The sequence below is a fragment of the Nocardiopsis sp. MT53 genome (assembly GCF_019598965.1).
GTDB classification, from domain to species: Bacteria; Actinomycetota; Actinomycetes; order Streptosporangiales; family Streptosporangiaceae; genus Nocardiopsis; species Nocardiopsis changdeensis.
The window spans coordinates 1,695,161-1,709,229 of the sequence record NZ_CP080599.1; the positions used below are offsets into that span (position 1 = coordinate 1,695,161).

Below are 14,069 nucleotides of genomic sequence, written 5' to 3' on the forward strand. Positions count from 1 at the left end.
AGCATGGAGGCTATGGCGGTACGACCAACCTATACCTCGACTTGACCGATATCCAGTGAGTCCTGATCGAGCCCCTGCCCTCCCCGGCCGGCCCGGGACATCAGCATCGCCACCGTGCCGTGCCAGAGCTGCATCCCGCGCCCGAGGGTGAGTGCGGCATGTACACGCCGCACCTCGTACACACTGTTGGAAGCGGCGTAAATCTGGCGGATGGTGTCGGTGAGCAGCACATGCCGGCGGGCCGAGGACTCTCGATCACGCCAGGCGTAGAATCCGAACTCTGAGACCTCCAGCACCTGGACGGCGACTTGGACCGGATGTCCCTCGGCGGCCATCACCGCGACCGCTTCGAACCGTCTTTTGGGGCACCGCCTCGCCCAATAACACGCTGGCCCGGCAGTGGATGTCCAGCTCAGCCTTCAACTCGGCGATGTGCTTGTTAGCTGCGGCCAGTTCGGTCTTCTCGGTGCTGGTCAGGCCCGGGGCCAGACCTCGGTCGATACGGTCCTGGCGCCGCCAGGCGTAGATCGTCTCGGTACTGATGTCCAGATCGCGTGCCACGTCCGCGACGCTGCGCCCCGCTTCGACCACGTCTAAGACCTTGCAGCGGAACTCGGCGGGGTATCCACGACGTCCCACGATGCCCTCCTTCAAGGGTCACGTGGTCCCATGAGTCCAAGAATCCGACTCCGAAAAGCGCAGGACACACCACCTCTAAAGAACCCGGCACGAAACACTTCTGTTGTTCTTATTTTTTACGATTCCTCGTCAGAATCTTCTTCGGCTATCTCGTGAGCTTGGTCGACTTGCGGATCGACATCTACTGGATTTCCGTCGCGGTAGTAGCGCCACGCGCTGGGATAGTCTTTTTTGCCTTCAGGGTACATGATCGCATACCCGTGCAGCAATGAAATCTGCCATTCTTGAGTGATCGCTTTTCCGATTATGGAAAAAATTTCCCCAGCGCTTGGGTCAGCCCTCGGGATGGTAGTCTCGACGTCGCCCATGGGGCCTAGAAGTTTGAGGGCGTAGCGAAAGTTGTATGGCAGTTGCTTCTTGAATTCGGCCAGGAGTTTGCGGAGAGGCAGCTTGCCTGGTCCGATGCCTTGCACAGGCAATTCTAGGTTGATGGGATGCAGGACGTCAAAGTGGTTTGCAGGGATTATGGTGCCATCTCGCTGCCTTCCGGGGTCATTATTTCCAAAGCCGTTGGTATTCCATGGGATCTCGCCCCGCTCTCTGTACTTTGCGATAAGAAGTTTTTCGGGAGCTACCGCAGGGAAATCTTCGTCAACGTAAAGGCAAGTAAATTTCATCTCGTCGATGGAGATGTTCTTTCGGCCTGAGATCTTCTTTAGGTGTATTTTGATTCGCTGCGGGAGGTTTTTGTCGGCCTTGCCTACATAGACGAAATGTTCGTTGTGGTATAGCTGGTAGATTCCGCCGCGCTTGTCCAGCTCATTTAGTCTCTCCATAGAAAGAGGACTTGGTTCCAACTCCGCCAGAGACTGGGCGAGTTGATCCTTTAGGGCCTTGGTGATGCTGAGTCTGAACTCCGCGCGATGCGAAGGTTCATCATCCCACTTCAACTGTTGTGTCATCTGTGCTCCAACTCTCACTCGGTGCGCTCGAACGGGCGCCCCATGCGTCTGTGACAGATCGCCTGGTCCACAGTCTGCCAAACTGGCTTCAAGATCGCCTGCTCCGCGGTATGCTTTTACCATGACTGAGCAGCCTAAAGACTTCGTAGGAGATCGCACCAGTGTTGAGTTGTTCGCTGGTGGCGGCGGTCTGGCCATGGCGGTTCACCGGGCCGGCTTCCGTCCGCTTCTGTTCAACGAATTCAACACCCGTGCTTGTGAGACCCTCGAAGCAAGCGCGACGAAGACGCTTGGCGACGACGGCATCATACGCACGCAGGATCGGAAGCCGACAGCCCCCAAGCCCGGTGAGCCCGCCCCTCTGTACCCGGGCGACGTGCAAGACCTTGATCTCAGCGCGCTTCGTGGGCAGGTCGACGTTCTCGCTGGAGGACCGCCCTGTCAGCCGTTCAGTGCTGGCGGCGTCGCCAAAGGAGACGAAGACAAGCGGAACATGTTCCCCGCTATGTTCAAAGCCATCCGCGAGATGCAACCCAAGGCTGTCATCTGCGAGAACGTAAGAGGCCTGCTTCGCCCATCGTTCAAAGAGTACTTCGATTACATCCAGAGGGAGTTGCAGCTTCCCTTCGTGGAGCGAGAAGACAGTGTCAGATGGCAGGTCCATAACGCCCAGCTTGAGCGTCTCCTAGCGCAGCGTCCAGCTAATGATAGAGATGACCAGCGTTACCATGTCGTCCAGGTACCCGTGAACGCCGCCGATTACGGTGTTCCGCAGATTCGCCACAGAGTTGTGCTAGTAGCTTTCCGGGCTGATCTCGACGTGGATGTCGATACTTTCGAGAAGTATGTCAAGACACCACGATTCTCGGCCTCCGCTCTGTACCGATCAATGAGGGATGAGGACGGAGAGTACTGGCAACGTCACTCCAAAGTTCCGGAACATGTCCGTGAGCGCGTCCGGGCTTCTCTCCCAAAGATTATTGGCGAGGATGACTGTGCTCCGTGGCGGACGCTCCGCGACGCCATCCAAGGTTTCGGTACAGACACACGTCTCCCAGAGCTCCCCCCGATCGACCTCGCCAAACTCGACCGCAAATCCGAGCAGGCGGCGCGTCTTGGTATCACTGATCACATCGGGTGGCCAGCGGCCCGCATCTACAAAGGACACACACCCAACGAACTCGACCGTCCAGCGAAGACGGTAAAGGCAGGGGTCCATGGTGTACCCGGCGGAGAGTCAGTAATGCTTCTCGATGAACGCGTACATGATTCCAGCGTTGAAAATGGTTGGCGATACGAGCACCGCTATATGACGGTGCGCGAGACAGCGCGCGTGATGACGTTCCCAGATGAGTGGCAGGGTGCCGGTCCACGTGGTGAAAAGATGCGACAACTTGGCAACGCTGTACCAGTCGTCCTCGGCGAGTTCTTTGCCAAGGCCGTCGCAGACGCCCTGGGTAATGCTGGTCACTGAATACTAAGATGACAAGGAAGCAGAATACCTGGAACGATCGACTGCCTCCTGAACGGGCATACAAGCACGCCAGGGGAATTTCTCCTATGCTCGAGCAGGACCGAGCCGCTGGAGGCCGACACCGGCGGATGGTGGCCTTGGGGGACGGCCGGTTCGCGCGGGCTTCGGTCGCACTCAAGCTTTATAAGAGAACCAGAAGGATCCGCGCCGTTCTTCGATGGTCTGACGCTGGCAAGTCTCCGGAGATATACCTCGGTGAGGTATCGCACAGCACACGCTTGGCGAACCTGCGTGAGGCGTGGCAACGTGCTTGGGAAAAAGGACTTCTCACTGAGGAGTCCTTGCCACCCTCATCCAAAGCCTCCTCTCGAGAAGTCCGTGCGGTCATGCTCGCGAATCGAGGAAGAGATACCAAACCCGAAATGGCCCTACGTTCCTTGCTTCACGCGAAGGGTCTACGTTACAGGGTGGACGCGAGTCCACTGAAAGGGGTTCGTCGGCGCGCAGACGTCATTTTTCCCAAGGATAAGGTTGCCATATTCGTCGATGGCTGTTTCTGGCATGGATGCTCGCAGCATCTGCGTCCAGCGAAGAAGAACGCAGAAGCCTGGGCCGCGAAGATCGAAGGCAATAAAGTCCGTGATGCGGATACTAATGAACTACTACGCGCGGCTGGTTGGACGGTCATTCGGTTCTGGGAGCACGAGGACTCAAAGAGAGCTGCGGATACCGTGGAACAGGTTTTGCGGCGATTGCGCGGTAAAGGCGAGATCAGCAACTGAAAGATCGATGCTTTAACCCATGTCCAGGACAGGTTCGTTCGCTTCGGGCAGGTGTGCGGCCAGGGTTGCGGCGACCTGGCGCCAGGTCTTTTCCGGGAGGAAGAGCCGGATGTCGATCTGAGCCCACGGCGGGACGCGGCGTAGGCGTGAGGTGAGTTGGAGCAGGCTATGGCTTCCGAGCCCGGTCTGGATCCAGGTGCTGTCGATATCCAGGCCTTCGGGCAGGTCTACCAAGCGCGCGACCTCCTCGGCCAGGTACGCCTGCACCTGGTTCCGAGCGGGCGCCGAAACCGCTGGGGCGCCCATGGTCGAGGTGTCGCGTTCGGCGTGGTCCCAGCCTGGGGCGATCACCAGATCGGGGTGAGCCCTCGCGGTGGGCCCGGTCGGGGTGATCCCCGTGGTGTAGAGCTGACCGATCCCGCGAGCGAACCCGAAGGGGTCACTGGTCACAGCAGCCGTCACGGCTTCGGGAAAGGTGTGGGCGATGTGCTCGCTCAACAGCGCACGAGGCCCGATCTCCACGAAGACGAGCGGTCGCTGACCCGCAGCTGAGGCGGCTGCCTTCAGGGCCCGGGTGAAGCGCACCGGCTGCCGCGCCTGCTCGGCCCAGTAGGCCGGCCCCCACGTGCGCGACTGGTCTCCGGGGTGGTCGGGGTCGGCGGTGGAGACGATCGGTATGCGGGCCGGGACGCTGACCAGTCCGGCCAGGGCTTCGCGGAGCGTCGGAACGACGGGAGCGACCATTGGGGAGTGAGCGGGGATCGCGTCCGGAACCGGTCTGCACCACACACCCTGCTCGTCCAGGTACTCGTGGAGGTGGTCCAGGTCCGCTGTGGGCCCGGCAACGACCTGCACTGCGGGGGCACTGTAGGAGGCGATGATGATCCTCCCCTGGTAGGGGGCGAGCATGGCCTCGACTTGCTCGACTCTGGCGCGAATGGCCAATAATCCACCGCTCTGGGCGAGCGGTGCCAGGAGTTCGGCCCGGCGTGCCAGGACCCGGGACGCCGTCCAGGTGTCCAGGATCTGGGCGGCGGACGCGGCGGCGATCTCTCCCACCGAGTGACCGAGCACCAGGTCCGGGACGATGCCTCGGTCGGCCAGCTCAGCGGTCAGACCGACCTGGACCAGGTACGTGCAGTGCTGGGCATCGGCGAACCCAATGATCTCCTCCCCCGGACCCCAGACCTGGGATCCGGTCTGCTGAGCCAACGCGGCCCGCGCGTCTTCCACCGCTTGGGCGAAAACGGGCAGGTGCATGAGTTCTAGCCCCGCGTGGGGGTGGTGGCCGCCGTGGCCGGAGTAGACGAACACCGTCCACGGCCGCTCTCCCGGAGCGGGGCGGGGGGCGATGGCGTGCGGGTCGGGGGTGCCGTCTTGGAGGCTGCGCAGCCCCTGGACCAGCGAGCCCAGATCAGCGGCGGTCACAGCGGCCCGCCAGCGGTGATGCGGTCCCCGCGCCAAGGAGGTGTCGGCCACGACCCCGACCGAGCCGCCCCTGGGGGCGTTGACCGCCAGGCGGCCAGCGGCCGAGGCCAAGGCGGCAGGGGTATGCGCGGAGACGAACACGGTCTCCGGCAGTGGCATCGGATCCTCGGCCGCGGGGCCCTCTGTGGAGGGTGCCCGGGTGAGCAGGACGTGCGCGTTGGAGCCGCCGAACCCGAATCCGCTCACCCCGGCCACCCTTCCCCTGTCTTTCTCCGTCGTGTGCGGCCATGGCTCGACCCGGGTCGGTACCCGCACCTGACGTTCCAACCCGGTGCGGAGGTGCTGATGGTGTGCGGTCGGTGGGATCTGCCCGTGGTGGAGGGCCAGGGCCGCGGCCATGACACCCGCTGCTCCGGCGGCGCCTTCGAGGTGGCCCAGCACGCTCTTGACCGACCCCACCACCACCGGGCCCCTCTCCCCCAGCGCCTGGGCGAGGCCTCGTGCTTCGATACGGTCCCCCGCTCTGGTGCCGGTGCCGTGGGCCTGCACCCACCCCACCTGGGCGGGGAGTATCCCCGCGTCGTCCAGCGCCCTGCGGACCGTCAGGGTTTGACGGTCGGCGCGTGGGGCCAGCAGGTGCGGGGCCCTGCCGCCGTGGCTCATCCCGGTTCCGGCCACCTGCGCCCAGATCCGGTGCCCGCGCGCGGTGGCGTCCTCGGAAAGGGTGAGCACCAGGACCACTGCGGCTTCGGAACGCACGTATCCGTCGGCGTGCTGCTCGAAGGGTGCGCACCGGCCTCTCCGCGAGAGCACCCCGGTTTCGGTGAAGCCAGCGGTGATGACCGGGTTGCCGAGCACGTTGGTTCCGCCGACCAGAGCCATGTCCACCTCACCCGAGCGCAGATCCCGCACCGCGTAGTGCAGGGCGGTCAGCGAGGAGGAACAGGCCGTGTCCAGCGTCAGGGAGGGCCCGGACAGGTCCAGGTGGTAGGAGAGCCGGTTGGCCAGGATCGCCATCCCCGCACCCGAAGCGGTGAACACCCCTGCCCGAGCGCCCGTTCCGAAGTTGGTGGCGGCCTGGTCGATGGAGGCGGCTCCCACGTACACCCCGGTCCTGGTCCCGGCCAACGACGCCGGGTCCAAGGCGGCGTCGGACAGCGCCTCGTAGGCGGTCTCGAGGAGCCATCCCTGCTGGGGGTCCATCTCCGCCGCTTCGTCGGCGGTGATGCCGAAGAAGGCGTTGTCGAAGGCGTGGTCCACGACCCCGGCCGGGAACGGGCGTTCGGGAACCTGGTCCGGGTGCAGGCGAGCGACCATCCCTTCCCAGCGCTCCTGCGGGATCCGGGAGACGCAATCGCGTCCTTCGACCAGGGCCTTCCACAACTGGTCGGGCGAGTTGACTCCGCCGGGCAGGCGGCAGCCCATGCCGATGATCGCCGCCGAAGGGTGCGGTGGGGCGGGCGCGTTGGCGGTCATCGGATGGGCTCCCCGACGACGAACACCGCAGCGCTGCCCATGGGACAGATCTCGACGGCGGCGAAGTACATCTTCAGCTCGCGTTCCAGGTCCGTGAACCGGTCGCCGCGGTTGCTGAAGATGTTGTCGGCCTTGTTGTAGTGCCACATCAGGACCCGTGCGAGCAGGTTGGTCCGGGTCATCGGGTCCTGGGCACCGGTCAGCGTGTAGCCCCAGGCGACGCCGTCGTCGGCCAGGGCCTCGGCCATCCCCTGGATGACCGCTGTCTTCGTGGTGAACCCCGCACCCGGCAGGCAGTGGAGCACGTTGCCGATGGCCAGAGAGAGGAAGTGGTGCTTCTTCACCGGCCAGGGCAGTGCGAGGACGTCGTGCTCGTGCGTCCTGACCTGGGCGCGGCCGGTGAGCTTCTCCTTTGCCGTGTCCAGTGGAGCGGTGTTGATGTCGACCACGTCCACTTGCCACTGGTGGGCCATCGCCGGGGCCGGGGTGCGGTCCAGGAAATGCAGGTCGGCCGGGCCGATCTCCAGGTGGGGGTCCCGGACGTGGCTCAGGTACAGGTCCTGGAGTCGGGTGTTGTCGAGCTTCCACGCCCACTTGTGGGACTTGCCGACGATGAGGTCGCCGTAGCGGCGGATGTTCTCGGGGCTGTACAGGGTCGGGTTGGGGCGCGAGATCCATCCGGCGCCGGTGTAGGGGGTGTGGTCGGGCATGGTGCAGCAACACCTTCCGTCTCGGGAAAGGAGGAGGACAGCGGAGGAAGGGTCAGAGGGGGAGAAGGCGGTTCATCCGCGCGGGGTCGTCCAGTCCGGCCGCCCACGCCGCCGCCCCCTCTGGGGTGGACACGGTGTGGGCGAACCCGGACAGCACGTGCTCGGGCAGGGACCCGCTCCAGTAGGCGGTGACGAAACCGCCGAAAGCCGAGGTGTACTGGCCGTGGCGGGCCCAGTACGCCTCCCACGCCCCCGACAGGAACTCCGCGTCCAAGGCCCCGTTGGCCTGGCGCTGTTGGCGGATCTGGTCGCGCAGGGTCGAAGCGACCCAGGTGGAGGCCCCGGCTCCTTGGCCGGAGGCGTGCTCGACGGTCATCGTCGCGTCCCCGATCCCCACCACGGGTCGGCCCGCCACGGTCGTGACCGCGCGCCTGACCTGCGGGTGTATTTCGCGTACCAGCTCAGAGCCGGTCACCACTTCGTGGTCGGAGCACCGGGCGGACAGCTCGGCATCCAGGGTGCGGAGCTGGCCGAGGACGTGGGTCCAGGCGGTGCGGGCGTGGGCGCCGTGCCTGCGCGGCAGACCCGCGCCCGTCTGTCCGTTGGCCCCGTCCGGGGATATGGCGGGTGTGGGGTCCAGCGGACTACCGGGGCGGGCCATGACCTGCACACAGACCCCTGCGAAGGGGGTGACGTGCACCGGCGGCGCGTCCGCAGCGGACAGAGTCCGTACCTGGGCCGGAGTGAGGCCGTCCACGGTCAGGACCGGGTACAGCATCACCTCACCCCACGGACAGGTCAGAACCTGGGCGTGGTCGGGGAGGTCGTCTTCGGGTACGGCCAGGTGGACCTGGACGACAACGCGGTCGGTGGCTCCACCGGTGCGGTCGGGGTCGGGTGTGAACAGGTGGCGCAGGTCGGAGTCGACGCCGGGGGCGACCACGAGCAGATCGTGTAGTCCGGAGGCGGCGAACCCGGTCACGTCACCGGATGTGCAGGTGCGTTCGTGGACCCGCCCGCCCCGGTCGGTCACGTGTTGGAGCCAGTAGGCGCTCTTGAGCCGGTGGTCCACCGCCACCGCGGCTCCCGGCAGGGGGGCGGTGAACTCCAGTCCTTCCCCCGAAGAGGGGAGCATGCGCATGCGCACCTGGTGGGCGGGCGGGGCGGTGTGCTGCCACAGTCCCAACCCCAGGGCGAGTTCAGTGGCGTGCACCGAGGGAAGGGTGAGCTGGGTCAGCCCGGCGCCGTGGCCCAGGATCTCGGGGGTGGAATGGCGGGTGAAAACATCCACTCTCCACCCGTCCGCCAACAACCCGGTGGCCAACGTCAGAGCGGAGTGCCCCGAGCCGAACACCACCGCACGCGGATTCCGGGTCATCGCCGGCCTCCGCTCATTCGGGCCGAGCACAGGTCCATCAGCGCCTCGCACATACCGCGCTCATGGACGTCCCCCACCACCACCGGGATGTGTGCGGACAGGCCCAGGCAGGCGCGCACCACGTCGGTGTCCACGTCACCGGCACCGTCCTGCTGGACCAGGACCACCACGGGAACGCCGAACTCGCGCAGGGGCAGCAGGCTCTCGCGCGCCGCGTTCAACTCTTCGGCCCCTGGGCCGGTGATGAGTACGGCACCGAAGGCTTCACGGCACACGTCCCCCCAGACCGGGCTCGCCCCGCCCAAGGCGCTGACGCCCAGGGCGAGCAGGTCCAGGTCCGGTGCGATACGGGTGGTGGCGACCTCGATCACCGGCGGCCCCTGCAACCGCCACGGGCCGACGCCGCCCAGGTCGGCGAGTGCATGCCGGGTGTACTCGGCCAGGGCGCTGACGACCAGGGTCTTGATCACCGACACCGCCACGGGGACCGGGCGGGTGCGGGTGGCCCAAGCCCGTAGTCGCTGTGCCCAGGCGGGGGCACGCACCACCCGCACCAGGTCCAGATCCGCGAGTTCGGCGACCGCCACACCGGCCACGGCTGGGGAGTGGCAGGTACGGGCCGCCAGCTCCGCCACGGTCACCGACCTGCCCAGCCCTCGGCACAGCTGCAGGACCTGGCAGAACGCCTCCGGCAGGTCCGGTTGGTAGGAGGACGGAACGGCGGGGTTGGCCTCGACCGTGGTGTGCATGACCACCGCTGCTGAGGGCCTCACCAGCAGCGGGGCTGGAACCAGAGCGCTCACCGTGCCCCTCCTGGAGCGGGCATCAGGCCGCCAGCGGAGGAAAGGGCGTCCGGAGGGAGCAGGTGCGCGGCTCGGGTCGTGAACCGGGCGATGGCGTAAGCGATGAGCGCCAGCTTCTCCGCATCACCGGTCAACAACCCCAGCCCGAACGAGTCGCCCAACGGAGCCAGGGCCAGCGCGCCGGAGGCGTAGCGGACCACGACCGTCTCCGCCTCGCCCCGGGTGGTGAGCTTCCCGGCCCCGCGGGAAAGCAGCAGCACGTTCGTCATGATCGCGGTGACGCTCTCCGCACCCACCTGGCCCAGGTCCCCGGACCGCAGCAGGTGCAGTCCGTGAGTACCGAACACCACCCCGTAGGAGGCAGCGGTGTCGCGGACCAGCTCGTCCAACAGGTCCTGGAGTCGGCCGTGGTGCTCGGGATCAGGAGCGATGGTGTTCATCAGACGCGGCGGCGTCGGTGTTGTGGTCGCCATGCCGAGCAGTTTCTGAGCGCCCGGGACAGAAACCTATGCGTACTCGGATAAGCGCGGTGTTCGAACTATGCGAACTGTTCGATTTCTCGCTTCCGACAGGCGCAGAGACTCCGAAGAAGGCCACTCCGCTTTGGAAAGAACCCGAACGCGCAGACGGCCCCGTGGTTACTGTGGAGTGATCTCGTTGCACCCCCAGGTGACGGAGGAACCCCTCGATGCGTTGTGGAAACTGCGGGCGGGACCGCGGCGCCCACCATGGGTCCTGTCAGTGCATCCCCTCGTGGGTATGGCGGGATCCGGAGATGGTGGACGCCGTCAGGGAACGTGACGCCCAGCGGGTGATCCGTTTTCTGCGCCGCCGAGTCAAGAACCTGTCCCAGGAAGCCCTGGCCAGGATGTGCGGGGTCGCCCAAAGCACCATCACGCGCGCTGAAGCAGGCAAAGGACTCAGCGACCGACGCAAGATCCACGAGGCTCTCCAGGGGCTCGGAGCCTTGGACCCGCTCCCAGCCGACGAAACACCTCGCTCCCTCGCCGAGCCCGAGCAGCCGACGCCCGCAAGCGGAAGCGGTGATGTCGACTGGAAGCAGGGCATCGCACTGCTGGAATCCCTCGTCAACCGGTACGACCTCCCCGACGACGGGCGGGTGCGGTCTCTCGGCCAGCTCCAGCGAGAAGTCAACAGCATCATTCGGTGCCGCCTGAACTCCCACTACAGCTGCCTGATGAAACGCCTCCCGGAGCTGCTCCCAGAGCTGAGCCGCTCCCTGTTGAGCCACCACGGGCAAGAACGTGCCCATGCGGCCCGCCTGCTGGTGCAGGCGTACCGGGCCGCCGACGCGATCGCCGACAAGTTCGGCCTCCACCACCTCTCAGCCCGCACCATCCAGGTGCTCCTGTGGGCAGCCGACCAGACCGGAGACGACGTCACACGGGCCGCCGCCACCTACGTACGCGGGGAGACCTTCTTCTGCTCCGGCGAGTACGAAGCCGGACGCCGCCTGCTCGAACGCGCAGCCGAGAACCTGACGCCCTCGGACGCGCGCTCATGGGCGGCCTACGGGTCCCTGCACATGCGCGCCGCCGTGTTCGCCGCGAGGGACCACAATCCCCGACAGGCCGCGCCCCACCTGGCACAAGCGCGCCTCGCCGCCGAGCACACCCGGGAGGCGGTCTACACCGGCACGGCTTTCGGTAGCGCCTCCGTGCGCATCCACCAGGTCACCCTGGCCCTGGAGTGCGAGGACCCCGACCAGGCGCTCCACGCGGCCGCAGGTTGGACCCCGCCCCTGGAGCTTCCCGCTGAGCGGGCTTCGCACTACTTCATCGACGTGGCCCGTGCCCACCACCTCCTCGGACGCCAGGAGGTGGCCTTGGCCAACCTTCGGGCCGCATGGCAGAGAGCCCCGGAGCACACACGGCTCAATCCCCACGTGCGGGCGTTGTCGGGGCTGCTGCTGTCGTCCAGCCGGGCCCAGGCGCAGGCTCGTGAGTTCGTCGCTCAGACCGGGGTCAGTCCCTTGCGGTGAGCAGGCCCGGCAGTTCCTTGATCGAGTCGATGACCCAGTCCGCGTGCGCGCGCACCTGGGGCTCGTCCGCCCACAGGTAGCCCCAGGGGCCGCGACGGATCAGCGCCGGCCGCAGCCCCGCTTCACGGGCGGGGAGAACGTCGTTGTCGCGGTGGTCGCCCACGTACACGATCTCCTGCGGTTCCCCGGGAGCCATGGCGATGACACGGTCGAAGAAGCCGGGGTCGGGTTTGGCCACCCCCCACTCCCCGGATGTGGCGATGCCATCGACGGGAAGGTCCAGCTGTCGGAGGAGCTCTCCGGCACGGGCGGTCTGATTTCCGGCGATCCCCACCCAGAGTCCGGCCTCCCGCAGGGCCTGTAGTCCGGGCCGAACGTCGGGGTACAGGTCCACGTCCTCGATGAGTTCCCCACGTCCCGCGTCCTCACGCCGTTGGCGCTCCTCGGCCAGGTCGAAGCCTGGACGGAAGTAGTCGAAGGTCTCCGCGTTGTTGCGCCCCTCGGCCGTCACAGCACCCAGGACGGCGGAGAAGGTGTGCAGGGGAACGTTCAGCCAGTCGGCCCATCGCGCCCACTCCCGGGTGTCGTCAATGAGGGTTTCTCCGACGTCGAACACCACTGAGCGAATCATGCTCTCCTGCTCTTTCCAGACCTGACGTGCACGGGACTCTCGGTGTTCAGCGTAGAACCAGCGGCCGATCAAGGCATCCGCACCCAAAGCCCTACATCCCCACGCACTGGCCATGCCGGGTTTTTCGAACACCGCGCATAAATCGAACGACGAGATTATGCGCGTGCGCATAGGTCGGTGTCCCGGTTCGCGCGACACTGCTGACTCCGGTCACCGTTCGCGGTACGAACCCCGCTGGGCGGCGGACCGGTCCCGGTCATCGCGATGGTGACAACCCCACGGAAAGGCGCACATGAGCAACAAGGCCAGTCTCACGACGTCCACCGACCACACGACGCAGCTCACCACCGCCGACCTCGGCAGGATCATGACTCTCACCCTGCCGCAGGTCGGCATGGACCGGATGACCATGCCCCGGGTGGAGGAGACGCTGTCCTGCTCCGCCCTGACCGCTCACTACTAGACCGACGAGTCCGTCCGCCTCAGAAAACGAAGGAGTCTTGAGTGAGTAACTGGGAACGGGTCACACTGCTCTTCGCCAACGGGGCGAGGACCCTGGCGCAGAAGGACGCCCTGTCGTTCGCCGATCTGCTGCGCGCGAACCGCTTTCCGCCGTCCATGTTCCAGGCCTACGAAGTACCCGGCGACGGGAGCCTGCGGCCCGTTCCCATCTCTCACACGCTCGACGCGATCCCCGAGACGAGCAACGTCATCCTGCAGTGCATGCGCAACACCGACGCCGACCTGATCCCGCCCGCCCTCACCACGTTCGCGCACACGGACCGCCCGGTCGCGGCCATGTACGACCTCAAGTACGCGGAGAAGGACGCCCTCCACGGCGTCCACCTCGTCGACGACGACCAGCTCCGCGAGATGGTCTTCGACAAGATCGCGGACTTCCTCCACGAACACCGCGTGGAGCTCCCGCTGGTCGCCGGGATCTCCGGTGGCGGCGACTCCAGCAGCATCGTGCAGGGTCTGCGCCGCTACGTCACGGCGCGAGGCCTCCCCGCAGACCAGGTGCTGTGCTTCACCGTGGTCCTGGACCCGCTCTGGCGGGGCTCGGCCGCCGAGCGGGCGCGAGAACTGTGTGAGGGGCACGGGTTCGGCCACCGCGTGCTCCACCCGGAGGACATCGCGGCCCTGCTGGGAATGAGCGCCACGCCCCAGGCCCTGTGGTCCGAGATCAGGTCCGCCTACGGGCCCGACTCCTCCCACTTCTTCGGGACCTGGCTCCTCAATCTCGTGGGTCGCGCGCTCAACAAGGAGATCGGTGGCTCCAGCCTGCTGATGGGCTACAACCGCGAGGACGTCATGGCCGAACTGCTGTTCTGCCTGATGAACGGACGCCGACCGCTCCCCTACCCCAAGCGCCGCACCGGCGAGGTGGACTGCTTCATGCCGGTGTGGGACGTGCCGAAGGTGCTGCTGGACTCGTGCTACCCGCAGGTGAGCGAGGTCAACTACTCCGAGCGGATCGACTCCACCGCGCCCCGGCGCTCCTCGATCTACTACCAGGCACACGCCCTGGACGCGATCGTGCCGCAGATGTCCCTGTCGCTGATGACGGGGGTGCGAACGCTCATGGACTCGCTCAACGGGTGGGAGGAACTGGAGGCCGTCGACGGGACACCGCTTCTGCACACCGGTCACGGCAGCTCCGAGGACCGCGCCGCGCTGGTGGAGCTCCTGGCCCGGCACTTCCCTGACTGGTCGGTCAGCGAACCTGACCCACAGTAGTCTGACGCCATCCCGGGAAGCCTGAAACCACAGCAGGAGTAAGC

At 66.0% G+C, this 14,069-nt stretch carries 14 protein-coding genes; 5 read left to right on the forward strand and 9 right to left on the reverse strand.

Annotation, left to right across the window (positions count from 1 at the left end; genetic code table 11):
• Positions 1-29: 29 nt before the first annotated feature.
• The 3 genes from K1J57_RS07265 to K1J57_RS07275 form a co-directional block, all read right to left on the reverse strand.
• Positions 30-335 (reverse strand): hypothetical protein, encoded by a 306-nt coding sequence (locus tag K1J57_RS07265; protein ID WP_220565938.1) that lies wholly within the window; start codon positions 333-335, stop codon positions 30-32.
• Complete coding sequence (locus K1J57_RS34130; protein ID WP_220563694.1) at positions 256-639, reverse strand: transposase; 384 nt, start codon at positions 637-639, stop codon at positions 256-258. The genes K1J57_RS07265 and K1J57_RS34130 overlap by 80 nt, the downstream gene beginning before the upstream one ends.
• A 116-nt stretch (positions 640-755) precedes the next feature.
• Positions 756-1,601, reverse strand: a complete 846-nt coding sequence (locus K1J57_RS07275) for an Eco29kI family restriction endonuclease (RefSeq protein WP_220563695.1) — start codon at positions 1,599-1,601, stop codon at positions 756-758.
• Positions 1,602-1,722: 121 nt separating this feature from the next.
• Between K1J57_RS07275 and K1J57_RS07280 the strand changes: the two genes are divergently transcribed.
• Both K1J57_RS07280 and K1J57_RS07285 read left to right on the forward strand, forming a co-directional pair.
• Positions 1,723-3,075 (forward strand): DNA cytosine methyltransferase, encoded by a 1,353-nt coding sequence (locus tag K1J57_RS07280; protein ID WP_220563696.1) that lies wholly within the window; start codon positions 1,723-1,725, stop codon positions 3,073-3,075.
• Between the two features lie 278 nt (positions 3,076-3,353).
• Entirely contained in the window at positions 3,354-3,857 is a 504-nt protein-coding gene (locus K1J57_RS07285; RefSeq protein ID WP_255646876.1) for a very short patch repair endonuclease, read from the forward strand.
• 12 nt (positions 3,858-3,869) lie between these two features.
• On the opposite strand, the gene K1J57_RS07290 is transcribed toward K1J57_RS07285, so the two are convergent.
• From K1J57_RS07290 to K1J57_RS07310, 5 genes are read right to left on the reverse strand one after another with little or no spacing between them, the layout of a single operon-like run.
• Entirely contained in the window at positions 3,870-6,761 is a 2,892-nt protein-coding gene (locus K1J57_RS07290; RefSeq protein WP_220563697.1) for a type I polyketide synthase, read from the reverse strand.
• Positions 6,758-7,471, reverse strand: coding sequence for a hypothetical protein (locus tag K1J57_RS07295; RefSeq protein WP_220563698.1), 714 nt, complete (start codon positions 7,469-7,471; stop codon positions 6,758-6,760). Before K1J57_RS07295 ends, K1J57_RS07290 begins: the two co-directional genes overlap by 4 nt.
• 52 nt (positions 7,472-7,523) lie before the next feature.
• On the reverse strand, positions 7,524-8,849 hold the full coding sequence (locus tag K1J57_RS07300) for a hypothetical protein (protein ID WP_220563699.1): 1,326 nt from the start codon (positions 8,847-8,849) through the stop codon (positions 7,524-7,526).
• Positions 8,846-9,652, reverse strand: a complete 807-nt coding sequence (locus tag K1J57_RS07305; protein ID WP_220563700.1) for a DUF742 domain-containing protein — start codon at positions 9,650-9,652, stop codon at positions 8,846-8,848. The genes K1J57_RS07300 and K1J57_RS07305 overlap by 4 nt, the downstream gene beginning before the upstream one ends.
• Positions 9,649-10,125, reverse strand: a complete 477-nt coding sequence (locus K1J57_RS07310; RefSeq protein ID WP_220563701.1) for a roadblock/LC7 domain-containing protein — start codon at positions 10,123-10,125, stop codon at positions 9,649-9,651. The genes K1J57_RS07305 and K1J57_RS07310 overlap by 4 nt, the downstream gene beginning before the upstream one ends.
• Positions 10,126-10,427: 302 nt before the next feature.
• On the opposite strand from K1J57_RS07310, the gene K1J57_RS07315 reads away from it, so the two are divergent.
• Positions 10,428-11,654, forward strand: a complete 1,227-nt coding sequence (locus K1J57_RS07315) for a helix-turn-helix transcriptional regulator (protein WP_255646877.1) — start codon at positions 10,428-10,430, stop codon at positions 11,652-11,654.
• Here the strand turns inward: K1J57_RS07315 and K1J57_RS07320 are convergent.
• Positions 11,638-12,285, reverse strand: a complete 648-nt coding sequence (locus K1J57_RS07320) for an HAD family hydrolase (RefSeq protein ID WP_255646878.1) — start codon at positions 12,283-12,285, stop codon at positions 11,638-11,640. The two genes, K1J57_RS07315 and K1J57_RS07320, sit on opposite strands and share 17 nt — an antisense overlap.
• A 292-nt stretch (positions 12,286-12,577) precedes the next feature.
• Here K1J57_RS07320 and K1J57_RS07325 point away from each other — a divergent pair, with 292 nt between their 5' ends.
• Positions 12,578-12,748 carry a hypothetical protein gene (locus K1J57_RS07325; RefSeq protein ID WP_220563703.1) on the forward strand — a complete coding sequence of 57 codons (171 nt, stop codon included), beginning with the start codon at positions 12,578-12,580 and terminating at the stop codon, positions 12,746-12,748.
• A gap of 41 nt (positions 12,749-12,789) precedes the next feature.
• The gene (locus tag K1J57_RS07330; protein ID WP_220563704.1) at positions 12,790-14,025 is read left to right on the forward strand and encodes a hypothetical protein; all 1,236 of its coding nucleotides are present in this window, start codon (positions 12,790-12,792) and stop codon (positions 14,023-14,025) included.
• Positions 14,026-14,069: the final 44 nt, after the last annotated feature.